We start from the raw sequence: 26,820 nt of genomic DNA on the forward strand, positions 1-26,820 counted from the left end.
CTATGGTACGCAAGAACGACCCGATTGGGTGAGTAAACCGCGCAAAGTTTTGTTAATTCTTGCCGATTACAGCAACTGCCTGAGGGGCAGTTGCTTGCCGGCGGCCCGATGTGAGGCCATCGCTATCAGCAATTCTGCAGTGGCCAGGGCGTCGAGCAGAGCGTTGTGCCCATGAAAACGCGGGAGATTATAGCGATCGCGGCAAGCCTGCAGGCGCAGTTCACCGGTCTTGATCGCCTGTTCGCGACGTCGCAGCAGAGATTCTTCCTGCAACAGGGTATCCACCACCGGCATCAGCAAGGGGGCGTGAAAATAGCGACGACAGATCTTGTTCAGAAACGCCAGGTCCAGTACCGCATTATGAAACACCAGTACCTTGCCCGCAGCCACCTCGAGAAAGTGTTCCAGCACCTGCTCCCGCTCGCGGGCATCCACCAGGTCGTGGTCGCGGAGGTTGTGGATAGTGGCGCTCTGGCCAACGGAGTTCTCCGCCCTGATCAGGTGATGCTCGGCGCTTGCCAGTGAGATTGATCCCTGCTGCACCACAACCCAGCCGACACTGAGTAATTCACCGGTGCTGGCGTCCAGTGACGACATCTCCGCGTCCACCACCAGGAAAGATACTTCCCGCCAGTCGCTCGAAGTGGACGGCAAGGGCGCGTGCCAGCAGGCCTGCAGCGCTGTGCCCGCTATCCGTTTCCGATAAGGGAGTCGGCGCAGCTGAAGCCGCCACATCACCCCATTCCCGCCCGGTAGGTCTGGCGAACTGAGGACTGGGCTTCGTCGATAATGGTAAAGGCATCGCGTAATTGCTCCTTGGCCATCTTTGGCAGGTCCCGCGGATTCAGGAAGTTGGATACTTTTTCGCCCTTTACGATCTGATCGCATTGGTGCTTGATGCGCAATTGCTGGACGAAATGCAGTGCATCGGCCAGGTTACGGCTGCCGGCAATGGTCAGGTGTTTTCCAGCCGCCAGCGCTTTCAATCGCTCGTCGGTATTTACGGCTCTGATCTTGTGGGCAAGGGCATGCAGGCGGACGATTTCGGTGACCGGCAGTACACCCCGCTTTTTCAGGTCGAGTTCCGAGCGGTGTTCGCCATCCCGGTCCACCACAAAACGGCGGAAAATACCCAGCGGCGGCTTGCTGTCCAGGGCGTTGGCGGCCAGCGCCGCGAGGAAAATCGAATTTCGCGAGGTCTGGTCAAGCATTGTCTCCTGCAAGGCTTCGGCGAGCTTGCAGTCACCATAAATGCAGCGAATATCAAAAAATATACTGACCCGCATCACCGCATCCGGCGTGGGCGAACGGGCCCACTTGCGCACCGTCTCCTGCCAGATGGACAGCGGTTGCCGCCACTCATCGGTTTTGGCCATGATCCCGCCGGGGCAATAGACATACCCCACTTCATCGAGGCCATCACAGACAAAGTCGGCTAGCTGTGCAAACCAGGGCAACTGTTCAGGCGTCACCTCGTCCGCAATCACCAGCCCGTTATCCTGATCGGCACCCAGCAACTGTTCGCCGCGGGCCTGGGAACCAAAACCGGTCCAGCACCAGGACACGGGGGCCGGCCCCAGTTGTTCTTCGGCAAGCTGAATCAACCGAACGGTAATGGCATCGGAGATCGCGGTCAGCACCTGGCTGACCTGCTGCGCCCGCATGCCGGCGTTGACCCACTGCACCATCAGGTTGGCCATACCGGAAACCAGTTCCTTGATGCTGTTTACATCCTGTTGCCGGGAGATATGCTGCACCAGGTACACCGGATCGTCCTGTTTCGCCAGGATGAGATCAGATGTGGTAACAATGCCGCGGGTCTCACCATTTATCTTTACCGGCAGGTGGTGAAACCGGCGCTGGGTCATCAGCAACGTGGTGGCGAACAGGGTCGCGGAGCCATCTACAGACACGATATCCGCGGTCATGACCTCACTCACCAGGGTATCCGGGGGCAGGCCGGCAGCGACAAACCGCACCCGCAAATCACGATCAGTGACAATTCCCAGCAATTGATCGTTCTCCACCACAAACGCGGATGAAACCCTGCGCGCGGACATGGCCTGAGCCACCGATTGAACCGTGTCACCGGGTTTTACCGTCAGCAGGTCGGTACTCATCACCGTGCGCACTTCCTGCATCATGGTATTAGGCTCGGGCTGGTAACGAGCGGCACGGCGCAAGCGACGATTACGTTGCCCGGAAAAATAGCGATCGAAATGCCGATCCTGCTCGCGCAGTGACCGGTAAACGTCATCGGGAACGAAATAAATCAGGGCGTCTTCAATCACCGTGGCGATTACCTCGCCCCGCTCCGCGTTCAGCCCGGCGATGTGAAAGTTCTCGCCTTCACCCAGGCGATCAAGCAGTTTGTTATCGCTATCGCGAAGCTCTACCGCCCCGCTGCGCAGGATTCGCAACCCCCTGGCCTCGGTCGTGGCGTCAAAACTTTCTCCCTTGCAGTGGTACTGCACCAGTATTTTTGCGACCACCGGGCACAGCAGCTCCGCTGCAAGATCATTGAATGGCAGGGTCTGGCGAATAAATTCGGCGATGGTTACCAGTTCGGGTGTATCCAGCCCCGGAAATGGCTCTCGGGAATTTTCAGACTGCGCTGTTGCGGTTTGCTCGGCACTCATTGCGCTTAACCATCAGCTGGCTGCAGAAACGTGGTCGCCGCATCTGCGAAATAGCTGCTGCCGCCCGCCTGGGCCACCAAACGAATTCGCTGCCCTGGGGCGGGTACTTCCGCCAGAACAATGCGCCATTCGAGGCCCTGGCCATCGGTCGCTCGCATGGCAGCGGGCGCAGGCGCCGAGCCGGCGTCACCGACTGCCAGCACTGCTCCCTCCAGGGCATGGGAAGAACTCAACAGGAACTCGGGGCCCGTCACGCCCTGCTGCAGGGTCAGTCTCAACCTGAAGTCCTCGTTCTCCAGGTCGCAGGAACCGCTGTTATAGCGACAATTACTCTTTTCAACCAGTGGATAGGTTTCACCGGGTTTCGCCGGCTGGGGTTGCTCGCCAGTAAACTGGCCAACCGCAATCCAGGCGAGAATTGACAGAATGGGTGCCACTATCATGGCGATGATCACGTGTTTATTCTTGAACATAATGCTCCACTACCCCCGGTATACGCCCCAGGCACTGTCCCTGCCCTTTGCGCTCAGAACACCCACAAGCCAGCGTTGGCTCAGCGGGATGCCACGACCGCATTGGCGTAATGACTGTTGCACAATCTGCACGCAGCGAAAAGACCACAGAATACAGATTGGGTAAAAGTCACAACGAAAAAAGGAGGTGCCGCAACGCGGCACCCCCCATGAACAACCCGGATGTGTCAGTGGCCAGTGGCCTCTCCTGACCCCACCGGGATCCGGATATGCTCCACCATTTCCTGCACATGCTCGGGAGGCGCCGCAGTCACCTTGGAAACGGCAAAGGCGACAGCGAAGTTCACCACTGCACCGACCACACCGAAGGCGTTGGGCTCAATACCCATGAACCAGTTGGCCGGCGTGTCGCCCAGGAACGCGGTTCCCGGGATAAACATGATGCCCTTGTGCTGGAACACGTAGAACAGGGTAACGCTGATACCGGCAACCATACCAGCAATCGCGCCTTCCTTGGTGATACCCTTGGAGAAGATACCCATCATCAATGCCGGGAATATCGAGGACGCCGCCAGACCAAAGGCCAGGGCCACCGTCCCCGCCGCGAATCCGGGCGGATTCAATCCCAGATAGCCGGCTCCGGCAATCGCTACCGCCATGGCGATACGGGATGCGTTCAGCTCTGCCTTTTCACTGATATCCGGTGCAATCATGCCCTTGAGCAAGTCGTGGGAAATTGCCGAGGATATCGCCAGCAGCAGACCGGCAGCTGTCGACAATGCCGCCGCCAGACCGCCCGCTGCCACCAGGGCAATAACCCAGTTGGGCAGTTTGGCGATTTCGGGGTTGGCCAGCACCATGATGTCGTTGTCGATTTTCACCATCTCGTTGGTGGCCGTGTCGGCAGAGTACTGGATCAAACCGTCGCCGTTCTTGTCCTCGAACTGGAGCAGACCCGTCTTCTCCCAGTTCTTGAACCACTCGGGGCGCTCTTCATAGGCCAGGTAGTTACCGGGTTCCGGCTCGATGGTTTGCATCAGGTTCAGGCGAGCCATGCCAGCAACCGCAGGTGCGGTGGTGTAAAGAATCGCGATGAACACCAGCGCCCAGCCAGCCGAGGACCGTGCATCCTTGACCTTGGGTACGGTGAAGAAGCGGATGATGACGTGCGGCAGGCCCGCAGTACCGATCATCAGCGACATGGTGTAGGCGAACATATTGATGCCACTCAGGCGCACGTTGGTCGTGTACTCCTTGAAGCCCAGGTCCGTCACCACCATATCCAGCTTGTCCAGCAGATACACGTCTGTACCCACCAGAGTACTACCCAGGCCCAACTGGGGAATGGGATTACCGGTGAGTTGCAGGCTGATGAAGATAGCGGGAATGGTATAGGCCAGAATCAACACACAGTACTGGGCGATCTGGGTATAGGTAATGCCTTTCATGCCACCCAGTACCGCATAGAAGAACACGATGGTCATACCCACATACAGTCCGGTGTCGTAGTCCACTTCCAGGAAGCGGGAAAAAGCGACACCCACACCTTTCATCTGGCCGATGACGTATGTCACTGAACAGATAATCAGGCAGACTACCGCCACCGCCCGCGCCGACTTGGAGTAGAAGCGGTCACCGATAAACTCGGGCACGGTGAACTTGCCGTACTTGCGCAGATAGGGCGCCAGCAACATGGCGAGAATCACATAACCGCCGGTCCAGCCCATCAGGAACACCGAACCGCCATAGCCGCCGTAGCTGAGTGCAATCAGGCCGGCCATGGATATAAACGATGCCGCAGACATCCAGTCCGCCGCGGTCGCCATACCATTCTGTACCGGATGAATACCACCACCAGCGACGTAGAAATCCTTGGTGGTTCCCGCCCTGGCCCAGATGGCAATGCCAATGTAGAGGGAGAACGTCAGCCCCACTACGATATACGTTAAAGTTTGAAGTTCCATGTCGGGCTCTCCTATTCGTCTTCTTCCACGCCGAACTCACGGTCCAGCGCAGACATTTTTTTCGCGTAGTAGAAAATCAATCCTACGAACACGTAGATGGAGCCCTGTTGGGCAAACCAGAAGCCAAGCTTGTAGCCGCCGATCTGGATCTGGTTGAGGACATCAAAAAGGATTATGCCGAAACCGTAGCTGACGACGAACCAGATCACCATCAACTTGACCATAAGGGACAAGTTGCGGCGCCAGTACTCCTTCGCCTGATCTTCGTTTAATGGGGACATCACACACCTCCTGTCGGTGTTGTTATCGTTACATGCCACCCGGATGGTACTCCGGGACGGGTGTAGTTACTCTTAGACCTTGGTCTATCGAGACCACGGACGACTTACCCTGCCTATAGTCACACTTTGCTAGCAAACCGATAAATTAGACCTTGGTCGACGGCTTTCCCTGCCGACCAAGGTCGATCGACCAAAGTCCAATTGGTTTTAAACCAAAATCGGCAGACTCTGTCCGGGTCAATCGACCACACACGGAGAAGGTTATGTCTCACATAAAAATCAAGACTCTCACCGCTGCTGTCGCACTGTGCTCGGCACCGCACGCTTTTTCAGGCTATACATTCGATCTGGGCGACGGCAACCAACTCACCTTCGGCGGCTACCTCAAGGCCGATGTGCGCTACGTAGACGGTGATATCGGCTACCAGGATTACTGGCGCGGCAATAACCCGGGGTTTGAAGACACCTCCAAGACCCATTTCAACGTCAAGGAAACTCGCTTCAACACCAAGTACACCCACGGTGACGTCACCGCATTCATCGAGATGGACTTTTACGGTGGCGACGGTAACGAGGTCGCCACCAACGGCACCAATCCCCGCCTGCGCCATGCGTTTATCGATTACAAGGGCTGGCGGGCAGGGCAGTTCTGGTCCACCTTCACCCCGCTCAAGGCCTTCCCGGACGCCCTGGATTTCGGCGGCCCGATTGTCGGTGAGGTGTTTATCCGCCAGCCGATGATTCGCTATTCCACCGGCGGTTTCAGCATTGCGCTGGAAAACCCGGAGACCTGGGGTGGCGATACGCCCACCGGTGTTAACTCCAACGGCGGCGGCTCCACCGGCATCGATAACGATGAGGATATCCCAGACCTGGTCGCCACCTACGCCTTCAAAGGTGACTGGGGTGAAGTACAGGCCGGCGTACTCGCGCGCAAGCTCGAACAGGGCGGTGTCGATAAGAGTGCAATTGCAGGTAACATCGGCGGCAAGATAAATATCGGCAAAGACGATATTCGCTTCCAGGTCAACGTGGGCGAGTCCGGCCGCTACATTGGTGCAGGAATGGTAAGGGACATTGTTCTCGATCCCGACAGCGGCAGAAAGAAGGTCGAAGACACCACCGCCTTTACAATCGCCTACCGTCACCTGTGGAGCGACAAGTGGCGCAGTACTCTCTACTACGGCGAAGCCACCACCGATGTACTGGAGCTCGATCGCTCCCACTGGGGTGTCAACCTGATCCGCCAGCTGACACCGGCCCTGTCGGTGGGCGGCGAGTTGGGCCAGTTCTCGGTCGATGACGATCTGGGTGAGACCGGCGACTCCAACTACTTCCAGGTCTCCTTCAAGTTCGGTATCTAGGCCCTCGGACTGAAAAAAGGCTGGCCCGACGGGGCCAGCCTTTTTTTGGTTCCTCGTACATAAGCGGGGAGGGTCAGCTGGCCAGACTCTCTGGCTAAGCGGCCACTGCAGTCGTGGTATACCCCCTGCGTTCGAACCCCCTTTAACTCACTTCGGGGGTATACCACGACTGCGGTGTCCGATCAGTCAGCAAGGCACCCTCCCCGGAAATGCGCGATGAGCCTTTTTTTTGCCTGTCTCTCCACGTTGGCCTGACAACCCGCCATGACGTACTACTCAGAGCTGGTCGATCGCCCAGCCAAGAAATTCCTTGCGCGTTTTCTCATCAGCACGCCGCCACCATAGCTGCAACATGTCCGCCGGTGACGCGCCGGCGGTATCGATGGGCAGCGGCGCCGCGGCAGGAGCCTTGCCGAATACGTTCTCAACCACGTCGGCAGAGGCTGACGGGGCCGGCGCTGGAGGGGATTCATCGCTCCCCACCCGGGTTTCGTTTCCGTAAAGGCTGGCAGCGAAATCACGGGTCACGTCGGTCCGGGTCAAGGTAAACTTCGCCGCGGCGCCATCCTCATCGGTGATAACGACCTCGGGGGCTGCGGCGAATTCCCTCGGATTCCGGATGACCTCGCCGCCCGCGGGCACCAGCACATAGTCGCCGTCATCGGATGCATCGAGGGTGATGATAAAAGCGGCCGACCTGATCGACTCCGGGGTGTCGTTGAAGTCAGATTCGATCATGTCTGAATAGCGCAGGGCAATCTCGTGGTGACCGGGGGCAAACTGCAGTTCGTCCTTGCGCATAACCAGGCTGCGCTCAATCATCTGGCCATTCAGGGCGATGAATTCAAAGGCCATGGGTATCGTCAGGCTGGCCGCGGACAGTGGCGAAGATGTCAGGGCTGCGCCGATCGCCACTGCCGCAGAAACAGATGTTTTCATTTTCTTATCCTTTTACCGGGTGTGTCTGCCCATAATGTACTTTGTCCGGGGGAATATTATTAGACATTAGTCCAAGCAACTGCATTTTCTCGACCAAAGTCGAATGCCGATTTTTCCAGCCGCCCCTACACTGTAGTCGGTTAACTCTCACCCCCACAGAAGACCGTTACCGGTCTCTGCCTTCGCCGGGCCCCGTGCCCGGTTTTTTTATGGCGCTTTACAGGCCACCCGCGCTTCGCGACAATAGCCGCATAATAACAGCGGACTAACTCTCTTGAGCTTGCAAACTCGTTCCATCCTGGTTGCCGACGATCATCCACTTTTTCGCGCCGCACTGAAGCAGGTTCTCGGACAGATTTATCCCGATGCCGAACTCCAGCAGGCGGCCAGTGTCGGCGAATTGCAGCGACAGGTCGAGCGACAACCCGGGCTGTCACTGCTGCTGCTGGATCTGCACATGCCGGGTGCCCTCGGCTTTTCCGCCCTGTCATGGTTTATCGGCCAGCGCCCGCACACACCGGTGATTATGGTGTCCGCCAATTCTCACCCGGAGACAGTTCGCCGTGCCATCGATCATGGCGCAGCGGGCTTTCTGTCCAAATCCACGGGCGTTGAGGCGATGGAGGACTGTATCAGCCGGGTGATGGCGGGGGAGCGAGGGCTGCACCCCGGACTGGATGCTACCGCTGCCGGTGCCAGCCTGCAGTCACTGGACGTGGCGGAAGCCCTGGCCAGCCTCACCCCACAACAATTCCGGGTAGCTTCCATGCTGGTCGAGGGCTTGCTGAACAAGCAGATAGCCTACGAACTGGATGTCAAGGAAGCCACCATCAAAGCCCACATGACAGAGATTTTTCGCAAGTTGGGCGTGCACTCCCGCACCCAGGCGGTGCTGGCGTTGGGCAGTCTCTCAGTTGATCCCCCCGAGGACCTGACTACCCCACCCTGCTGAACAGGCTGGTTCTCTACCGGCCGCCAGGGGAGCCGCCGCACTGTTCCCTGAGTTTCACCCCCGGGCGCAGATGCCCTCCCCCTTCTGCTTCGTGATGCCGCGCTGCGCTGGATCATGGGTTATACTCGCCGACCATGACCAGCGCCCTGAACATCCTCCGCAACACCTTTGGCTACGACAGCTTTCGCCCGCCCCAGGGTGATATCATCGACACCGTGATCGCTGGTGGCGATGCGCTGGTGCTGATGCCCACGGGTGGTGGCAAGTCCCTCTGCTACCAGATTCCGGCACTTGCCCGGCCCGGTTGTGGCGTGGTGATATCACCGCTCATCGCCCTGATGCAGGACCAGGTCAGCGCCCTGCAGCAGGTGGGCGTGCGGGCTGCATTTCTCAATTCCACTCTGGATTCGGGGCGGGCCCGGGAGGTCGAGGAGGACCTGTTGCAGGGACAACTGGACCTGCTTTATATCGCACCGGAACGCTTGACCCAGGAACGTACCCACGCCCTGTTGCAGCAGGCTCCCCTCGCCTTGTTCGCGATTGATGAAGCCCACTGCGTGTCCCAGTGGGGGCACGATTTCCGGGCTGATTACCTGCAACTGAGCCTGCTGCACGAGCAATTTCCGGATGTGCCCCGCATCGCCCTCACTGCAACGGCGGACAAGCGCACCCGGAAAGAAATTATCCAGCGGCTGGACCTGGGGGCAGCCAGGCAGTTTATCGCCGGCTTTGACCGCCCCAACATTCGCTACCGGATCGGGCTCAAGCAGAACGCCAAACAGCAACTACTGCGGTTTCTACAGGACGAACACCCCCGGGATGCGGGCATCGTCTATTGTCTCTCGCGCAAGAAAACCGAGGACATCGCCTTCTGGCTGCAGGATCAGGGCTTCAATGCATTGCCCTATCACGCCGGACTGGATGCCGCCATCAGGGCGGATTACCAGTCCCGGTTCCTGCGCGAAGACGCCGTCATCATGGTGGCCACGGTGGCCTTTGGAATGGGTATCGACAAACCTGACGTCCGCTTTGTCGCCCACCTGGATATGCCCAAAACCGTGGAAGCTTACTACCAGGAAACAGGCCGCGCCGGTCGCGATGGAGCGCCGGCTGACGCCTGGATGGTTTACGGCCTCCAGGATGTGATCAAACTCAGGCAGATGCTTGCAGGCTCCGAGGGCAGTGAAGAGCACAAGCGCGCCGAGCAGCACCGGCTCAACGCCATGCTGGGCCTGTGTGAAATAACCTCCTGCCGGCGGCAAAGCCTGCTCAAGTATTTCGGCGAGCATCTGCAACACGCCTGTGGCAACTGCGACAGCTGCCTCGACCCGGTGGCCACCTGGGACGGTACCGAGGCGGCTCGCAAGGCCCTGTCGGTGGTCTACCGCACCGGCCAGCGCTTCGGGGTCAATCACCTGGTGGATGTGTTGCGCGGCAGTGAAGCGGAAAGAATCCACCAGTTCGACCACCAGTTGCTGCCGACCTATGGCGTCGGCAAGGACCTGGACGCCAATCAGTGGCGGTCCGTGTTCCGTCAGCTGGTGGCCCGGGGTTACCTGCGGGTCGACATGGATCGCTTTGGCGCCCTGTGCCTCGAAGAGCAGTGCCGACCCCTGCTCCGGGGGGAAGAGAACATCCAGTTACGGCGCGACGCCGCAAAAGGACAGGGCAAACAACGCACCCGGACCGCACTGCCGGAAAATATCGACGTCGAACTGTGGGAAGCGCTGAGGGACAGGCGCCGCGAACTCGCCGAGGACCAGGGCGTCCCGCCCTATGTTATCTTCCACGACCGAACGCTGCAGGAGATATGCCTGATACGGCCGCGAAATCTCGCCCAGTTCGGCCGCCTGTCGGGCGTCGGCGAACGCAAGCTGGACAAGTACGGGGAGTCCTTCATCCAGGTTGTTGAACACCACCTCGCAGCTGAAAGCGCGGCGCTCGGCTAGCGTTACTACAGGATTACCCATGAGTGGACTGGAGATATCAAGCAATGTCACCCTGCCGCTGGAGGAGATTGAGATTCAGGCTATTCGCGCGCAGGGCGCCGGCGGGCAGAACGTCAACAAGGTCTCCTCCGCCATCCACCTGCGCTTTGACATTGGGGCCTCATCGCTACCGGATTTTTACAAACAACGGTTGGCGCAGAAGCGGGACAGCCGCATCACCGGCGATGGCGTTATCGTCATCAAGGCCCAGCGCTTCCGCAGCCAGGACCGCAACCGGGAGGACGCCCTGGACAGGTTGCGGGACATCATCCGCAGTGTCGCGGTTACCGCAAAAAAACGCCGAGCCACCCGGCCCACGCGCAGTTCCCAGAAGAAACGCATGGACAGCAAGACCAAGCGCGGCCAGCTCAAATCCACGCGTGGAAAGGTTGATTACTAGCGACAGTCAGCGCTCCTGTCGATCAGCCAGGCCAGGCCATTTTCCAGCAGCCGCAGGTGCTGGGGCTGGGCGAATGCAGAGCCCCAGTGTCCCATGGCGCTGTAGAGGGTCTTACCCTCCCCGACGCAGTTGCTCCAGACGACCGGGTGATCGCCCATGCGCAGGTCATATTCTTTCCACAGGAGTTTCTGCACCGGCGTATAACTGCTCTCATCGACGACCGCCAGCACATCAAAGCCATTCCCGCGGGGCGACTGTTCCCAGGAATACCACTCCTCTTCGTGCTGCCATTGCGGGGGCAGTCCTGCCAGCAGCGGGGATTCGGGCTGTTCGCTCACGACCGTGGCCTGCTGGGTCTGCGGTCCGAGGATATGGGCAGTAAAGCGGGCGCCGATCAGCTTTTCCAGGTACCAATCCCAGTCACTATGAGAACCGTCGCCTGCCGCATGAATGCCCAGCCAGCCGCCGCCGGACTCCAGCCAGACCTGGAAGGCCTGTTCCTGTTCTGCGTTCAGCGTATCCCCGGTGGTGTTTAGAAAGACCACGGCGGCAAATCGGGACAACTGCTCGCGGTTAAATACTGCGCCATTTTCCGTGGCATACAGCGACCAGTCGCGCTTGCCCGCTATCTGCCGCAGCGCCACCAGGCCACCGGCAATACCATCCTTGTGCCGAAAGCCGTTGGTTTTGGTGAATACCAGAATGGCCGGCTCGCTGACTTCCCCGGGGATGACCGGCGCCGCCGTGTCGTGGGAGTGATTGGGCACAATCAGGTTCCAGGCGCCGATGTACCAGACACCCGCCAGGACCAGCGCCAGCAGCAGGACCAGTACCAGCAACAGTCTGGAAATGATTTTCACCATCACGCTTTGGCGCCATCGAACCAGTCGCTGAAACCATGGCTGGCGGAAGGACCGATGTGCATTTGTTCCAGCACGCCGTGACCCACCCGGTCACCACAGCGGGCCACCACGACCTGCTGTATGTGCAGGTTCTCCAGGGCCAGTGGGTCCAGGTCGGCATCTGTCCAGCTCTCGGCGGCGATTTTCAGCTCACCGTGCCACTTGCCGTGCCCCCACTCGGGATGCTGGTAACCCAACCCCTTCATGCGGTGCCACATGACAGGCTCGAGGGTGATTTCCAGCGACTCCCCTGACCTGTCGTTCATGGTAATCACCCCCGAACCGGCTCGCCGGGTACCCGGAATCATCGTCAAGCGGTGATCGACCCTGCCCTTCCAGACCCGGGTTGCCGGATCATTGGTGCCCGGTATGGCGTCCACGCTGGCGTAGTGGGGCAGGAAGGCCTGGTCGGTGTGCCACTGCTCCCCGGCCGCATCCTCAAACCAGCCGGCCAGGCTGCATTCATCCTCCCAGTGAATCGGCACCCAGTTGAAGTGCAGTGCCTGGAATTCCGCCAGTGGCGCCCCTCCGGTGTAGGCATCGCCCACCGGGCGGATGCCCCAGGAACGATCCTTGAGACCGAAGGTGGTCTCGCCATCGACCTTCAGTTCCCTGCCGTCGTAGCGGATCCAGCCGGCCCAGAAACCGAACTGGTCCAGGCGGGTGGCGTCCATGACCAGGTGACGCTCATTGCGCAGGGTTTGCCTGCCCTCTTCGATACAGGCGGTACGGGGCGTGAACACCAGGTCGCAGGATATACCGGTTTCATTTTCGGCGATAAGCAGGCGGTGGCGGCCCATAGGCTCCAGTATCTGCAATTCCATGGGACCAATGGTCAGGTCCGTGGGTTCGTGGGGAGCCCGGCAGGAGCCGTGAAAGGCATATTGCCTGCCGTCAATCGCCAGGCTCAGGGAGCCGTCCAGTATGCCCAGGTTGGGGTAGCGGCACAGGCCGACGCCGAAGTAGAAGCTGCCGTCGCGGGCATGGCCGTTGTACCAGTAACGGTCATAGTGAAATCGATCACTGGAGGCGGTGTGGAACACCGGTTCCGCGGTCTGGTGAATCGGATAATCATCGAATTTTGACAGCATGACAGGCCTCGTTATATTTAACTGTACAGTCGTATAGTAAATACTTCGGCCAGGTCTGGCCAGCCATCTATTTGTACCGTCAGCGACAGAATGGCGCCCCCGGAAATCCCGGGAGCGCCTGCCAGGTCTGGGCCCTGTCCGCTAGAAGAAGCCGAGGGGGTTGATATCGTGGCTGACCAGCATGTTCTTGGTTTGCTGGTAGTGCTCCAGTGCCATTTTGTGGGTTTCCCTGCCGATGCCGGATTTCTTGTAACCGCCAAAGGCAGCGTGGGCCGGATAGGCGTGGTAGCAGTTCATCCACACCCTGCCCGCCTTGATTCCGCGGGCCATGCGGAAGGCCAGATTGCTGTCCCGCGTCCAGACACCGGAACCCAGGCCGTACTCGGTGGCGTTGGCAATGGCCAGGGCCTCCTCTTCGTCCTTGAAACTGGTGAGGCCGAGGGTCGGGCCGAAAATTTCCTCCTGGAAGACCCGCATATCGTTGGTACCCTGCAGCAGGGTGGGCTGCACATAATACCCGCCGGCGATATCACTGCCGACCACCGCCTTGTCGCCACCCAGGAGAATCCGGGCGCCATCCTGTCGGGCCACCTCCATATAGCTCATGATCTTGTCAAATTGCTCCCGTGAGGCCTGGGCCCCCACCATGGTTTCGGTATCCAGCGGATTGCCCTGCTTGATGTGTTTCGCCCGCTCCAGTACCCTCTCCACGAACTCGGGGTAGATGCTCTCCTGTATCAACGCTCGTGAGGGGCAGGTGCACACCTCGCCCTGGTTGAAAAAGCCCAGCAGAACCCCTTCCACGCATTTGCTGATGAAGTCGTCCTCCTGTTGCATCACGTCCTCGAAATAGATATTGGGCGACTTGCCGCCCAGCTCGACGGTAGAGGGAATCAGGGTTTTGGCCGCATTGGCGAGAATCTTGTGGCCTACCGCGGTCGACCCGGTAAAGGCGATCTTGGCGATACGGTCGGAGCTTGCCAGTGCCTGCCCGACTTCCTCACCATAGCCGTTCACAATGTTCAGTACCCCCGCGGGCAGCAGGTCGCCAATCATCTCTGCCAGCACCAGAATAGACACCGGCGTCTGCTCTGCGGGCTTCAACACCACACAGTTGCCCGCTGCCAGCGCCGGGCCCAGTTTCCATCCCGCCATCAGCAGGGGGAAATTCCAGGGGATGATTTGCCCGACCACGCCCAGGGGTTCGTAAAAGTGATAGCTCACCGTGGTGGCATCGATTTCCGCCGCACTGCCCTGCTGGGCGCGGATACAGCCGGCAAAATAGCGGAAATGATCGACCAACAAGGGGATATCCGCGTTAAGGGTTTCGCGAATACCCTTGCCGTTCTCCCAGGTTTCCACGTAGGCCAGGGTTTCGAGGTTGGCTTCAATGCGATCGGCGATCTTGAGCAATATATTGGAACGCTCTGCCGCCGAGGTCCTGCCCCAGGCATCGGCCGCGGCATGGGCCGCGTCCAGGGCTTTTGCCAGGTCGGCGTCACCGGACCGCGGTACCTCACAAAAAGCGGCACCGGTGACCGGGGTAATATTTTCAAAATACCGACCCTCTACCGGTGCGACCCAGTCACCACCGATAAAGTTTTCATATCGGGGCTTGAAGTCGAACAGGGCATCTTCGCTGCCAGGCATTGCATACAACATGGTCTTGCTCCTTGTTATTGATAAACCACGCTTTTCACTATAGACCAATTCTCTCCGCCTGCCCGCGCGTCGCCCCGTCACCCAGCTCCGTTGGTATCCTCGCTCACGCTTGCATAATCACTGCCTGAAAGCACTGTAATGAGCGCTCCGAAACCTGGCGATTACGCCTCTCTGACCACCTCTGAACCGATGACTCAGGAGCAGGGCATGCCCGGGCGACGCATACCGGCAAACCAGCCGCCGTCGGCGACAAATTCGGAACCGGTACTGTAGCTGGCCTCGTCGGTGGCCAGGAACAGGGTGACGTAGGCCACCTCTTCCGGCTGCCCTGTGCGAGGTATGGGGAAGTCCTTGTACAGCGAGTTGTTGAGGTCTTCCTCCGAGACAACGCCCCTGCCACCCATCTCGGTGAAAATGCCACCGGGGTGCACACTGTTGACCCGAATGCCGTACTGGCCCAGTTCGATGGCGGCGGCCTTGGTAAAGCCGCGAACCGCCCATTTACTGGCGGAGTAGGCCCCGAGCCCGGCGCAGGAATGCAGGCCGTCGATGGACGAAATATTGATAATGGAACCACCGCCCGCCGCTTTCATCGGGTTGATCACGGCCTTTACCCCGAGGAATGTACTCAGCTGGTTCACTTCAACCACGCGCATAAAGTCCTCGCGGCTGGTATCGAGAATAGACGCCATGTGGACAATACCGGCGTTATTGACCAGTACGTTCAGCGGCCCCATCGCCTGGGCTGCAGCCACGGCCGCCTCCCAGTCGGCTTCACGGGTCACATCCATCGGGCAGAACACCGCCGCGTCGCCCAGTTCATCGGCCAGCGCCGTTCCCGCGTCTTCGGCGATGTCACCGATGACCACCCGGGCGCCGTGCTCGACAAACAGCCGCACAGTGGACTCACCCATCCCCCTGGCCCCGCCCGTGACAATCGCCACCTTACCTTCCAGTCGTTGCATTCACCTGCCTCCCTGTTTCAGCGCCGGATTATACGCGGGGGCCGGGGCCGGTCCGGTCCAACAGATTACACCAGCCCTGTCCCGCGTGTTGCCGGGCAGCCCGCGCACGGGCAAAAGCGTGTACATCCTTGCCCAGAGCGTTATCTTTGGACGCTGTCACGGCCAATAAGAGATAACAAGCATGTATGACCTGATGATACGCAATGCCAGGATCGTCGACGGCACAGGCGCTCCCGCATTCAATGGTGACCTGGCAATTGCCGGCGGCCGGATCGCGGCAGTGGGCAAGAGAGTTGATGGCGAGGCGAAGCGGGAAATTGATGCGCAAGGGAAGTTACTGACTCCCGGTTGGGTGGATGTTCACTCCCACATGGACGGCCAGGCCACCTGGGACCCCCTGTGTAGCCCTGCGGCCAATCACGGCATTACCACCCTCATCATGGGCAACTGTGGTGTCGGCTTCGCGCCCTGTGAGCCGACCGCTGACGCCCACGACCGCTTGATCTCGGTCATGGAAGACGTGGAAGATATTCCAGGATCGGCCCTGCACGAGGGCGTAAAATGGAACTGGGAAAGTTTTCCCGAGTACCTTGACGCGGTTGAGGCCTTTCCCCGGGCCATCGACGTGGGCGCTCAGGTACCGCACTGTGCGGTTCGCACCTACGTGATGGGCGACCGCGGCACCAACAACGAAAAAGCCACAGCGGAAGACATCGGCAGAATGGCCACCATCGTCAGGGAAGGGATATCGGCGGGGGCCATTGGTTTCACCACTTCACGCACCGAACTGCACACCACCCGGGACGACCAGGTCATGCCCGGCACTTACGCCGATGAAGAAGAACTGCTGGGCATCGGCAAGGCCATTGGCGAACTGGGGGGAAACGCGATATTCGGACTGGTATCAGACTTCAATAACTGGCAACAGGAAATGGACTGGATGAAGCGCCTGTCCATCGACAACAACTGCCAGATCAATTTCGTCCTGTTTTTCCGGGAAGAGGCCGACTGGCCGCGGGTCAAGGCGCAGCTGGATTACGTGCGCGAGGCGGCGAAGGAAGGCGCACGGCTGATTCCCCACGTGGGCGCGCGACCGGTCAACCTGCTGTTGTCCTGGGACGGCACCGTCAACCCCTTCAGTTTCCACGCCAACTACGCCCCCCTGTCGATACTCTCCCACCAGGAGCGACTGGCACAATTGCGCAAACCGGAAATCCGCGCAGCCATTCTCGCCGAGGACCTGCCGCTGATGGGTGACGAGTTTATGGACACCATCATCGGCGGCTACGACAAGCTCTACGAGCTGGGGGACCCGCCCAATTACGAGCCCGGCCCTGAAGACAGCATTGCCGCCAGGGCCGCCAAAGCCGGCGTACCGCCGCAGGAACTGTGCTACGACCTGATGCTGGAACGCGATGGCAAGAACGTCATCTACTTCCCCTGTTTCGGCTACGGTGCCAACGACCTCAGTCGTCAGGTTGAACTGCTGGAAGACGACTGCACCGTCCTGTCGCTGGCCGACACCGGTGCTCACTGCGGCGTGTTGTGCGACGCCAGCGTACCCACCCAGATGATCAGCTATTACGCCCGGGACCGGCAGCGCGGCCACCGCTTCAGCCTGGAGCAATCGGTCAAAATGCAAACCATGGATACCGCCCGCTGCGTTGGGCTCGACGACCGCGGCACCCTGGAGGTCGGCATGAAGGCGGATCTGAACATCATCGATTTCAACGCGCTGCAGCTGGAGGCACCGGAAATCATTTTCGACCTCCCTGCCGGTGGTCGGCGCATGTTCCAGGGCGCCAGGGGCTATGTCGCCACTATCGTCAGCGGCGAGATCATTATGCAGGATGGCCAGTACACCGGAGCAGTTCCCGGCAGGTTGATTCGCGGAGCGCAGGCCGCGCCCTCCCCCTGACCCGCCGGCAAACCAAAAAGGGCCCGCCAGGAGTCTGGCGGGCCCTTGTCCAAGCCGGAGGTCTAGTCCTGTACCGAGACCCAGTCGGCCGAGTCGTCCAGCATATCCTTTATCCACTGCATCAAAACAACGCCCCCGGCGGTGGCGTCTGGCGCTGACTGTACAAAGGTGTGGCCGGCACCCACCGGAATCCAGGATTTGCTGCGCTCGGGATGGGCGTCTTCCAGTTGTTGCATTTCCGGGTACAGGGCCTCTTCCCAGGCCTGCTGGCCGATCATCAGGAAGACGTCGGCGAACACCGTGTCGTAACTGTAGCTGAGCATGCCGCGGCGCACGTCCGGATCCTCATTCATCTGCCAGACGTGGTAATCACTGAGGTGGCCGTCGTCGCCAATGCACTGGGGACAACTTTCCGGGATGAACGCCCTGGCGTTCCAGTCCTCGAACAGGAGCTCCAGGAAGGCCGGCTGCTCCGGTCGACCAATGCCCAGGCCTGAATCATTGATGACGTCGATCCGGATGTCGGGATAGTGATGACGCACCAGAGGAAGCGCGAACGATGTGCCCAGGCCACCGGCACTCTGTCCCATTAACACAATCCGCCGGGGTTCGGGAAATGCGGCGAGCGCCACGTCCAGTCCCGCTGACAGGTTGTGCAAGCCGCGATGAAAACGATCAGCATCCCCGTCGCCATCGGTGTCGACATCGCGGTCGCTGCCATGCAGCCCGCCATCGCAGTAAGGGAAGTAGGCCACGTTGTAATCAGCCACCGGGTTGTCCTCGCGATTCGGGTCGAGGATACCCGCCTGGGGAATACCGGGGCCGGCGTTTGGGGTGGCGGCACAGAATTCGGACCAGCAGGCACCGCCACCCTGAAGGAAAATCAGCAGGTCTTCAGAGCCGGCGTCCAGGGTCGCCATGCGATACTCCGAGCCATCCAGGCACAAGGGGCCGTCACCGCTACCGAAGGTATGGGTGACAATGCCGTCGCTCTCTTCGGACAGCATGGGGGTGTACTCACCAAAATAGCGGTCTATGCCCTGGTCGAACAATTCCTGGAAGGGGGCGACCTCGGGTTCGGGCACCTCCGGCTCCATGGGCCGATCGCTGCTGCCGCCATCGGAACAGGCGGCCAAGGAGGTGGCCAGCAGCAGGCCCCCAAGGACTCTCCAGGGCCGGCCGGGTATAACGGTTACGGGGCTTTCTGTATCCAGCTTGTTATCCATATTTTGTCTGGCCGGGGGCCGTCTCCTCCAATGTTTACAGCAGGCACATTTCTGCCACTTTGCCTGTCATGATCCTGAAACTCAAGCGGAATCTGTTCGATTTTCGAGCAACAACTGCGACAGCCACCAACCCCTGTGGGCTGCGCCGGTGGGATGGCAGGAAGCCAGTCGCACACGCAACGAGTAGCGGCTATACCCTGCCCCCAGAGCCGGCAACCGGACGGGAAGATGTCCCCGGGCGAGAGACTAAAAGCGGATGTGTTCACCGCGGCCAGGGATTTCGGCAGCCAGCCCCTGCTGTTGCTGCAATTGTTCCTGCAGGGCCTGCTGGGCGCTGGCCTCCCCGTGCACGAGCAGGGTTCGCGGCTGCGGCTTGAAATTGGCTATCCATTTGAGCAGTCCGGATTGGCCGGCATGGGCGGAGAGCCCACCCAGGGTCTCTATCTGTGCCTTGATCACGTACTCCTCATTGAACAACTTCACCTTGCGGGCGCCGTCCACCAGTATCCGCCCCAGGGTCCCGCGGGCCTGGTAGCCCGTGAATATCACCGTGTTACGATCATCCCAGATACGCTGTTTGAAATGGTGGCGAATACGCCCGCCAGTACACATGCCGCTGCCGGCAATAATGATCGCGCCGCCCTTGATACGATTGATCGCCATTGAATCCTCGGTATCGATGGCGAGCTTCAGGGTGGGCAGAAAGGTCTCCAGGGACGTCCGCTGAGCCTCGCTGAGTTGGCGCACCTCATCCCCATCCAGTAAGTCCAGCCAGCGATCGTAGACACGGGTCACGGCAATGGCCATGGGACTATCGAGAAAGACTTCCCAGTTGTCGAGTTCGCCCGCCTGGTAAAGGCAGCCCAGGTGAAACAGGATATCCTGGGTCCTGCCAACGGCAAACGCGGGAATCATGACACTGCCACCACGGTCCCAGGTGGATTGCAGAATTTCACTCAGTTGGGACTGGGAATCCTCCTCCGGGCGATGCTCACGGTCGCCATAGGTGCTTTCCATCAGCACGATGTCCGCATGTTCCAGCAGCGCGGGTTCATTCATCAGCACCGAATCGCTCTTCCCCAGGTCGCCGGAAAACACCAGGGTTTTCAACTTTCCCTTTTCCCGCAGGCGCACTTCCACGATGGAGGAGCCAAGGATGTGACCCGCATCGTGAAAAATGACCACGCCGTCTTCGCCCACCGCACGTGACTCACCGTAATTACAGGGCGAACACAGCGCGATCACTCCCTCGACGTCTTCCTGGCTGAATACCGCCTCGACAGGCTCCTGTCCGCGCCGGGCGCGACGCAGATTGCTGCGCTCCAGGTCACGGAGGTAAAGCCCCACTGAATCGTGAAGCATGACGTCGAGCAGTTCGGCCGTTGCCCGGGTGCAGATGACTTCACCGCGAAACCCTTCGTGATACAGGCGGGGTAACAGGCCCGAATGGTCCAGATGTGCGTGGGAGAGCAAAACCGCATCGATGGCCTGCGGGTCAAAGGCAAATTGCTCGTCCTGAATCCGCTCCACCGCGTCACCGCCCTGGTGCATTCCGCAGTCCAGCAGCACTCTTCCCAGCGCAGGTGACTCCAGCAGATGACAGGAACCCGTCACCTCACGGGCCGCCCCTAAAAAAGTAAGGTCAGCCATTGCTCACACTACCGCAAGACTTTCCGCACGATGCTCTTTTGAGCACGCGCGAAATACATGGATAAAACGACACATGGATTGATGGGGCGCTCCTTGATACAGGTTACGGTAGCACCAGTATGCCCCAATTAGGTGGCCGGCCGCACTATGCAGAACGCAACGGGGCCGGCGTTTTTTTCAGTTGCCCTGGTTGGGACTGCTCAACGCACCGGCGTCGATGGTGAAGCCGCGAATAGTGTGCTTGCGGTCCCAATTCTCGACGGTGATGGGCTTGAAGCGGCCCTTGGGCTCGACCGGGAAACGAATCGATTTTCCCGGACGGACATCCAGTTGAAACTCACTTTCGCGGACCACCGGCACACCACTGACGATGACATAGGGAATACCGGTAGTGGGCAGACCCTGCTCACCCGACTTGTAGGTGGCGTTGTCCTTCACGGTTTCAGGGTCGAAAATTGTGATGTCGGCGACCATACCTTCCTGGAGTCGGCCTCGCTCCTGCATTCCCTCAAGGCCGGTCAGGCCCATGTGATAGGCGGGCCAATAGGCCATCTGTGCGATGCTGAACATCAGCGGCACGCCGTTCTCGCGACCCGCGCTGAGTGTTTTCCCCCGGGTACCTGCCGTCCGCGGATGACCGACGTAATCCTCGGGCGGTAAATCCCAGGAATCGATCCCCTTACCGGACCACATCGCATCGGAAGCCACGATCATATGCGGCGTACGCAGCCAGTAGGGCAGCCACTCATCCCGTTTCGGGTTGAAGGCAAAAATGGTGCGCCCGGGATCCGCCTTGGAGGTTTCTTCCCACTCTTCCTGGGTCAGGAACTTGTCCTGCACAGGGTCGTAAATGGTTTCTTCATAGGGTCTGCCGCCAGCGAGGATCTTGAATTTCTCGGGGGAGAAAAAATCAGCCGAGATCGCCGTCGAAGCTGCGGAATAGGGATAGTGTTCTGACCATACGTTGTAGCCCTGGGCACGCGCTTTCTGCAGCTTTTCCTCGTTCTCCCACCAGCCGTATTCATTGTTGTGGTTAAGTGAAAACGGCGCGTTCAGGGCCATGGCGTTGGCGAGGAGCTCGCTGGTTCCCAGCGGACCTTCCGGATTGCTGGGGTTGCCGTGGAAGCGCACATGAGCGCCGAGCAGGCGCCCGTAGTTTGCGGCGACCTCCTGCGTTTTGAACATCTCGAAGGTGGTCACACCCTCACTCATGTAGCCAATGGTGGAGGCAATGCTGAGTGCGCCCTGGCGCAACTCCTCATCCAGGTACCCCAGAATCTGGTTGAGTTGCTCCAGGCTGCTGCGCGAGACCGACCAGCCGGGCACATTGTCTTTCTCCACGGCCTTGGCGCGCAATTCGAAAACGGAAGTCGCGTCATGCCATCCGCTGGTGTCCACCTCCGGATCGTGAATTCGCGTCCGGGTCATTTCCTGGCTCACGCCAGTGCCGTAGTTCAGCGGCCAGCCCGACTTGTCCTTCGCCGCGTACCACTCGGCGACGTTGATTGCGCCGGCCTCCAGGTCCATCCCCGTGGTCACCCCATCCAGCGCGGCGAGCTTCAGCGAAAGGCCGTCCAGCGCATGGAAGTGCAGGTCGATGAAGCCGGGCGCCACCACGTGGCCGGTGGCGTCAATGGTATCGTCACCGGTGATTTTCGCGGGGGTAATGATCTCAATCCGGCCGTCCGTGACACCCACGTTGAACTGGCCGTCGAGCATTGTTTCTGGGTCCATCACCCTACCGTTCAGGATCACGAGGTCATAAGTCTGTGCATATGACGTCACCGCTCCGCCCAATAAAATCCCCGATATGGCGGCGGTCATACTCTTTAACAACTTCATTCCTCTGCTCCTTTTTTGCCGGTAGGCGTTGCATTCACTTCTCATTTACCGTGGGGCGTAGCAAACATAGTTTCCCCGCCCGAACCTCTACTCAAACCAACATCAGTCTTGGGGGGGCTTCGCGCCACCGTCGTCGATGGTGTAGGTCGGGATCACAAATTGCCGGGACCAGCTCTCGACGTCGACCGGTTCAAATTTCCCCACTCCCTCAACCGGAAAACGGATCGGCTGGCCGGCCCAGACCTTCTGGAACTTTGAATTCTTGACCACAATTTGTCCGTTGACGATGACGTAGGGAATACCGCGTGTCGGACTCCCCTGCTCTCCGGCCTTGTAGGTGGCGGTATCGGTCACCTTTTTCGGATCGAAAATGGTGATGTCGGCGATCATGCCTTCCTGCATGCGGCCGCGCTCCTGCATCGCCCTCAACCCGGTGTCGCCGAGATGCTTGGCAGGCCAGTAACTCATCTGGGCCAGGGCAAACATCAGCGGCACGCCCTGCTCACGGCCCATGCGCAGCACCTTGCCCCGCGTGCCCGCCGTACGGGGATGGCCCCGATACTCGGTATCCGGCAAGTCCCACGAGTCAATACCTTTGCCGGAGTAGATCGAATCCGAGGCGACTATCATATGGGGCATGCGCAGGAAATAGGGCATCCACGCCTCGCGGCTGGGATCGAAAGCAAACACTATGCGACCCGGGTCCTCGGTCTTGGTCTTTTCGTACTCCTCCTGGGTCAGGTACTTGTCAGCGATCGGGTCGTACATGATCTCTTCGTAGGGTCGACCACCACCGAGCAGCGCGATCTTGTCCGGTTGGAAGAACTCCGACGAGATCGAGGTCGAGGCAGCGGTATAGGGATAGTATTCGGACCACACGTTGTAGCCCTGGGAGCGGGCCTCCTGGAGTTTCTGCTCGTTTTCCCACCAGCCATAGGCATTGTTATGCAACAGGCTCAGCGGGGCATCGAGGGCGAGGGCATTGGCCAGGATTTCGCTGAAGCCCAGCGTGCCTTCAGGTGTTGCCGGGTTGCCATGAAAACGGACGTGGGCTCCCATCGAGCGACCATACCTGGCGCCGAGTTCCTGCGACTTGAACATCTCGAATGTGCTGAGCCCAGGCGCCATGTAGCCGACGGTAGAAGAGATGTTGACCGCGCCCTGGCGCAGCTCCTCATCCATGATTTTCAGAATCTGGTTGAGTTCCTCCAGGTTGCTCACGCTGTCCTGCCAGCCGCAGGTGCCGTCCGCACAGCCTTGCGCGCGCAGGGAGCCGAGGATCTTCGGTGCGTCGTACCAGTCATTGATTTCGACTTCCGGATCATGCACGCGCAGCCGGACCCCCTCCTGGCTGACCCCGGTGCCATAATTAAGCGGCCAGGCGCCATTTTTGGCGTCATACCAGTCAGCGACGTTGATGGCCCCGATCTCCAGATCCATGCCCGTGGTCACGCCATCCAGCGCCGCCATCTTCAAAGACAGTCCATCGAGGGCGTGGAAGTGAAAGTCGATAAACCCGGGTGCCACGACATGACCCTTGGCGTTTATGGTTTCCTTACCCTTGATGGCGTCAGGCGTGATAATCGCGATCCGGCCGTCCTCGACCCCGACATTGAGGGTTGCGTCGAGCATGGATTCAGGGTCCATTACCCGGCCATTCAGGATGACCAGGTCATAGGTCTGCGCGAAGGACGGCACCGCACAGCAAGCTATGGCGGTTAATAGGGCTGTTATGACTAACTTCATGCTTCCTTCCTCTTAAATGAACCAGGATTGCTTTCCCGGAGTGCTTTTTACCTAGAAGACGACGCGTGCCCGCAGGCCAACCACCGTGATCAAATCCTCATCCGGGTTCAATGCCGGATCCACCAGTAATTGGATGCTGGGGGTGAGTTCCAGGTCCTGCAGGATCTGCCAGCGGTAGAACACTTCGGCCGTGTACTGGTCGTCGAGTTCGACGCCAAATGTATCCTCGTTGGGGCGTCCCCAGTTCAAGCCTATGCCGAGTAATCCAGCACCGCTAACGTCCTGGTCCTGGTAGCCGAAACCGACACTCAGGGACGCCTCCAGAATGCTGCCGCCATCCTTGGACCAGCCGCCGCGAATAAAGGGCAGGAATTTGTTGTCGGCTGCCCGGGTGAAAGACACGGCCACGCCATAACCGGAATCGGTTCCAGCCTCCTCGGCCTCGTCTATCTGCCAGAAGGTGATATGCGTGTTATTGAAGAACAGGTCTTCCCTTTTCGGCGTCCAGTGTATGTCTATGTTTTTGATGGTTTCAAAATCATTGAAAAAGGTATCGAAGCCCCTGAAAAAATCGGTCTGGTCAACGTTGGCGTCCGTAATACCGCCAATGACATAGACCGAGTCAGTCACCCAGACGGCGGCCATGGCGCCCATAGCGCCGTCAGGCAAACCGCCGATAGAAGCTGAGCCGGTGGCGAAAACCAGGTTGGAGAAGCCCGTCCATGGACTGGCCAGAGGATAAGCGTCTATAAACTCCGTGGAGTCGATGAAACCGGCGTAAGTGACCACACGCTGGTCGTTAAAACTCTGTCGCCAGTATAGGTTGCTGCCCCGTGTGCCCTGGTCGCTGTAACAGCAGTTCATCACCCCCACATAGCCCAATTCAAACCCGTATTCACGGGGTGCGAGATCACCATAGGCATGTCGGTTTTCCACTTTGAAGATAAGGCTGCCGGTATCGTTGGTGTCGCCACCGGTCAACAGCCACTTGCCATAGAAACGCAACACCCCGCCTGCGGCAGAGTCGTCGCCCAGGCTGTCACTCGCTTTAAAACCCAGTGAGTTGTAGTCAATATTGAATTGAATGCCGGTGTTCTGGTGAACCTTTTCCTTCCACTCTCGCCACGGCTCAAATGGCCTGAGCCCATAAAACGCCGATTTCTCTTCCCTGTTGGAACTCAGCAGGTTGCCAACCGAATCCGGACTGGTGAAAGCGCCTTCGCGCTGGCTGGAGTCAATTGCCTGTTGATCTTCACCTGACTCAGCGAGCGACAACCCGGGCTGTAGCGTTATCAGTGCCGCTGTCAGGAACACTGCAAACCATCTTGCAGCGCAGCGGCAAAGACCTTCGATTCTGTCCGTAACCGCCAACGGTTCCTCTTTTAACGTGAACATAATAGGCAAAGCACTCCGTTTTCTCGTGCAGATGGATTAGGGGAAACATTATAGGCGCCGCGCGGACAAAGCAAGAGAAGCTCTCGGCTCACTGGCGGGCATTGCTGGTCCTCTCGTGGACTGTAAAAAACTAGTACTGTGTCGTTTTTTTTTAAGAAGACGATAGAGAGGCGGTCCCACCATCTAGACACCTTAACTACAGTCTAGATATAGCAAATAGTTTTGCAGGGCGCGCAACATTAAGTATGCACATCTTCCAGCCCGCGAGGTGACTGTTGGCCTGGTGAACGTCGATGGGCTATCTTTACTATGCAAATCTTCCGGGTTTGCCATGACACTCAAAGCCCTGGGGGCACAGAGATGACAGAGCACCCGAAAATAATAAACACCTGGCGCAGTGACCATTGCCCGCTATATTCACCCAAGGACCTTGGCCTGAATGTGCGTGAAGAAGCCATCGTGCAGTTGCGGCCGGGGGATTTCACAGTGGATGTGTCGGTCGCCAGCTCGGAAAACGTGAGCCTGGTATCGGTCGCGACCGCTGTGGATTCAGTCGGCGTCACGGTGCTTGACCCGGGCTACACGGCCTTCGCGCTCCCGGTGTCCTGGTCCGGCGAATACCTCGTCAACGGCGAGTCGGCCAGTGCGTCCAACCTTTACATGCCCGGCGAGCACGACAGCTTTCACCTGCGCTCCAAAAGCCGCCTGACACAGGGTGTGATTGTTCCGCGACTGGCCTTCACCTCGACGGTCGCCGCGCTGCGCGGCGTAGACCTCGAGGACGTCGAGCTGAGCGCAAGGGTATTGCGCATGCACCCCAAGGCGGGAGCAATGATCAGGGCGCGAATCGCAGCAATCCTCAACGAAGTGATGGGCAGCAAACGCCCGCGCCGGACAGCCCTGGAGCTAGAAGAAGAGATCCTGGGGTTGATGGCCGAGGCCTATGTTGGCGCTCGACAAAGCCCGAGGGGGCGGGTCAGGAGGACAGATCGTATCGTCCGGCTGGCTGAAGAACGGTTCATGGCCGCCGAGGGTGGGCCGCTATCCCTGGCCGACATCTGCATGGCCGCCGGCGTCAGCAAAAGCGCCGTGTACACGGCGTTTGATCGCGTCTGTGGTGTGTCGCCATTGGCCTACTTTCACAAACGCCGACTGACCGATGTGCGATCGAAACTTGTCAACGGCGCGCCCAGGCGCGGTTTGGTCAAGCAGACCGCACTGGAGGCGGGATTGTCGGAACTCGGCCGCTTCGCGGGGGAATACCGCGAGCTGTTTGGCGAGCTGCCTTCGACAACCCTTAACCGCCAGCCTCCCTAGCCTGCGGGCGAGACTATCGACACAACAACCAGCGCGAACATCTGGCCCGAAAAACCACTTCTGTCGCAGTAGACAGTTGGCCGTCACTATCCGAACGTTGCATCAG

At 59.4% G+C, this 26,820-nt stretch carries 21 protein-coding genes; 6 read left to right on the forward strand and 15 right to left on the reverse strand.

Annotated elements, in window-relative coordinates; all coding sequences use genetic code 11:
- Nucleotides 1–66: 66 nt before the first annotated feature.
- From E2F43_RS17425 to E2F43_RS17445, 5 genes are all read right to left on the reverse strand, one after another.
- Nucleotides 67–735 carry a 3'-5' exonuclease gene (locus tag E2F43_RS17425; RefSeq protein ID WP_133215053.1) on the reverse strand — a complete coding sequence of 223 codons (669 nt, stop codon included), beginning with the start codon at nucleotides 733–735 and terminating at the stop codon, nucleotides 67–69.
- Nucleotides 735–2,639, reverse strand: coding sequence for a DUF294 nucleotidyltransferase-like domain-containing protein (locus tag E2F43_RS17430; protein ID WP_133215055.1), 1,905 nt, complete (start codon nucleotides 2,637–2,639; stop codon nucleotides 735–737). The genes E2F43_RS17425 and E2F43_RS17430 overlap by 1 nt, the downstream gene beginning before the upstream one ends.
- 5 nt (nucleotides 2,640–2,644) lie before the next feature.
- Entirely contained in the window at nucleotides 2,645–3,112 is a 468-nt protein-coding gene (locus E2F43_RS17435; RefSeq protein ID WP_133215057.1) for a hypothetical protein, read from the reverse strand.
- Between the two features lie 227 nt (nucleotides 3,113–3,339).
- Nucleotides 3,340–5,076 carry a sodium:solute symporter family protein gene (locus tag E2F43_RS17440; RefSeq protein WP_133215059.1) on the reverse strand — a complete coding sequence of 579 codons (1,737 nt, stop codon included), beginning with the start codon at nucleotides 5,074–5,076 and terminating at the stop codon, nucleotides 3,340–3,342.
- A gap of 11 nt (nucleotides 5,077–5,087) precedes the next feature.
- Entirely contained in the window at nucleotides 5,088–5,357 is a 270-nt protein-coding gene (locus E2F43_RS17445) for a DUF4212 domain-containing protein (protein WP_133215061.1), read from the reverse strand.
- A 263-nt stretch (nucleotides 5,358–5,620) separates the two neighbouring features.
- Here E2F43_RS17445 and E2F43_RS17450 point away from each other — a divergent pair, with 263 nt between their 5' ends.
- Entirely contained in the window at nucleotides 5,621–6,721 is a 1,101-nt protein-coding gene (locus tag E2F43_RS17450; protein ID WP_133215063.1) for a porin, read from the forward strand.
- A gap of 276 nt (nucleotides 6,722–6,997) precedes the next feature.
- Here E2F43_RS17450 and E2F43_RS17455 read toward each other — a convergent pair whose 3' ends face one another.
- Entirely contained in the window at nucleotides 6,998–7,660 is a 663-nt protein-coding gene (locus E2F43_RS17455) for a DUF2057 domain-containing protein (RefSeq protein WP_133215065.1), read from the reverse strand.
- A gap of 274 nt (nucleotides 7,661–7,934) precedes the next feature.
- Between E2F43_RS17455 and E2F43_RS17460 the strand changes: the two genes are divergently transcribed.
- The 3 genes from E2F43_RS17460 (at nucleotide 7,935) to arfB (ending at nucleotide 11,000) form a co-directional block, all read left to right on the forward strand.
- The gene (locus E2F43_RS17460) at nucleotides 7,935–8,612 is read left to right on the forward strand and encodes a response regulator (RefSeq protein WP_420820782.1); all 678 of its coding nucleotides are present in this window, start codon (nucleotides 7,935–7,937) and stop codon (nucleotides 8,610–8,612) included.
- Between the two features lie 134 nt (nucleotides 8,613–8,746).
- Nucleotides 8,747–10,561, forward strand: coding sequence for a DNA helicase RecQ (gene recQ, locus E2F43_RS17465; protein WP_133215067.1), 1,815 nt, complete (start codon nucleotides 8,747–8,749; stop codon nucleotides 10,559–10,561).
- 19 nt (nucleotides 10,562–10,580) lie between these two features.
- Nucleotides 10,581–11,000, forward strand: coding sequence for an alternative ribosome rescue aminoacyl-tRNA hydrolase ArfB (gene arfB, locus E2F43_RS17470; RefSeq protein WP_133215069.1), 420 nt, complete (start codon nucleotides 10,581–10,583; stop codon nucleotides 10,998–11,000).
- On the opposite strand, the gene E2F43_RS17475 is transcribed toward arfB, so the two are convergent.
- The 4 genes from E2F43_RS17475 to E2F43_RS17490 form a co-directional block, all read right to left on the reverse strand.
- Nucleotides 10,997–11,863 carry a ThuA domain-containing protein gene (locus tag E2F43_RS17475; protein WP_133215224.1) on the reverse strand — a complete coding sequence of 289 codons (867 nt, stop codon included), beginning with the start codon at nucleotides 11,861–11,863 and terminating at the stop codon, nucleotides 10,997–10,999. The two genes, arfB and E2F43_RS17475, sit on opposite strands and share 4 nt — an antisense overlap.
- Entirely contained in the window at nucleotides 11,863–12,993 is a 1,131-nt protein-coding gene (locus E2F43_RS17480; protein WP_133215071.1) for an Rv3169 family protein, read from the reverse strand. Before E2F43_RS17480 ends, E2F43_RS17475 begins: the two co-directional genes overlap by 1 nt.
- A 141-nt stretch (nucleotides 12,994–13,134) precedes the next feature.
- Nucleotides 13,135–14,655, reverse strand: coding sequence for an acetaldehyde dehydrogenase ExaC (gene exaC, locus E2F43_RS17485; RefSeq protein WP_133215073.1), 1,521 nt, complete (start codon nucleotides 14,653–14,655; stop codon nucleotides 13,135–13,137).
- Nucleotides 14,656–14,849: 194 nt separating this feature from the next.
- The gene (locus E2F43_RS17490; protein WP_133215075.1) at nucleotides 14,850–15,620 is read right to left on the reverse strand and encodes a glucose 1-dehydrogenase; all 771 of its coding nucleotides are present in this window, start codon (nucleotides 15,618–15,620) and stop codon (nucleotides 14,850–14,852) included.
- Between the two features lie 181 nt (nucleotides 15,621–15,801).
- On the opposite strand from E2F43_RS17490, the gene E2F43_RS17495 reads away from it, so the two are divergent.
- On the forward strand, nucleotides 15,802–17,538 hold the full coding sequence (locus E2F43_RS17495; protein ID WP_133215077.1) for an N-acyl-D-amino-acid deacylase family protein: 1,737 nt from the start codon (nucleotides 15,802–15,804) through the stop codon (nucleotides 17,536–17,538).
- Between the two features lie 62 nt (nucleotides 17,539–17,600).
- On the opposite strand, the gene E2F43_RS17500 is transcribed toward E2F43_RS17495, so the two are convergent.
- From E2F43_RS17500 to E2F43_RS17520, 5 genes are all read right to left on the reverse strand, one after another.
- A complete protein-coding gene (locus E2F43_RS17500; RefSeq protein WP_133215079.1) occupies nucleotides 17,601–18,764 on the reverse strand; it encodes a pectin acetylesterase-family hydrolase in 1,164 nt (387 codons plus the stop codon).
- Between the two features lie 246 nt (nucleotides 18,765–19,010).
- Nucleotides 19,011–20,414 (reverse strand): MBL fold metallo-hydrolase RNA specificity domain-containing protein, encoded by a 1,404-nt coding sequence (locus E2F43_RS17505; protein ID WP_133215081.1) that lies wholly within the window; start codon nucleotides 20,412–20,414, stop codon nucleotides 19,011–19,013.
- Between the two features lie 177 nt (nucleotides 20,415–20,591).
- Nucleotides 20,592–22,301 (reverse strand): amidohydrolase family protein, encoded by a 1,710-nt coding sequence (locus tag E2F43_RS17510; protein WP_338054602.1) that lies wholly within the window; start codon nucleotides 22,299–22,301, stop codon nucleotides 20,592–20,594.
- Nucleotides 22,302–22,358: 57 nt separating this feature from the next.
- Nucleotides 22,359–24,002, reverse strand: a complete 1,644-nt coding sequence (locus E2F43_RS17515; protein ID WP_133215083.1) for an amidohydrolase family protein — start codon at nucleotides 24,000–24,002, stop codon at nucleotides 22,359–22,361.
- Between the two features lie 51 nt (nucleotides 24,003–24,053).
- Nucleotides 24,054–25,316: a carbohydrate porin gene (locus tag E2F43_RS17520; RefSeq protein WP_165954384.1), complete on the reverse strand. Its 1,263-nt coding sequence runs from the start codon at nucleotides 25,314–25,316 to the stop codon at nucleotides 24,054–24,056.
- Nucleotides 25,317–25,757: 441 nt separating this feature from the next.
- Between E2F43_RS17520 and E2F43_RS17525 the strand changes: the two genes are divergently transcribed.
- Nucleotides 25,758–26,714 (forward strand): helix-turn-helix domain-containing protein, encoded by a 957-nt coding sequence (locus E2F43_RS17525; protein ID WP_165954385.1) that lies wholly within the window; start codon nucleotides 25,758–25,760, stop codon nucleotides 26,712–26,714.
- Nucleotides 26,715–26,820 lie beyond the last annotated feature (106 nt).

Source organism: Seongchinamella unica (assembly GCF_004354085.1).
GTDB classification, from domain to species: Bacteria; Pseudomonadota; Gammaproteobacteria; order Pseudomonadales; family Halieaceae; genus Halioglobus; species Halioglobus unicus.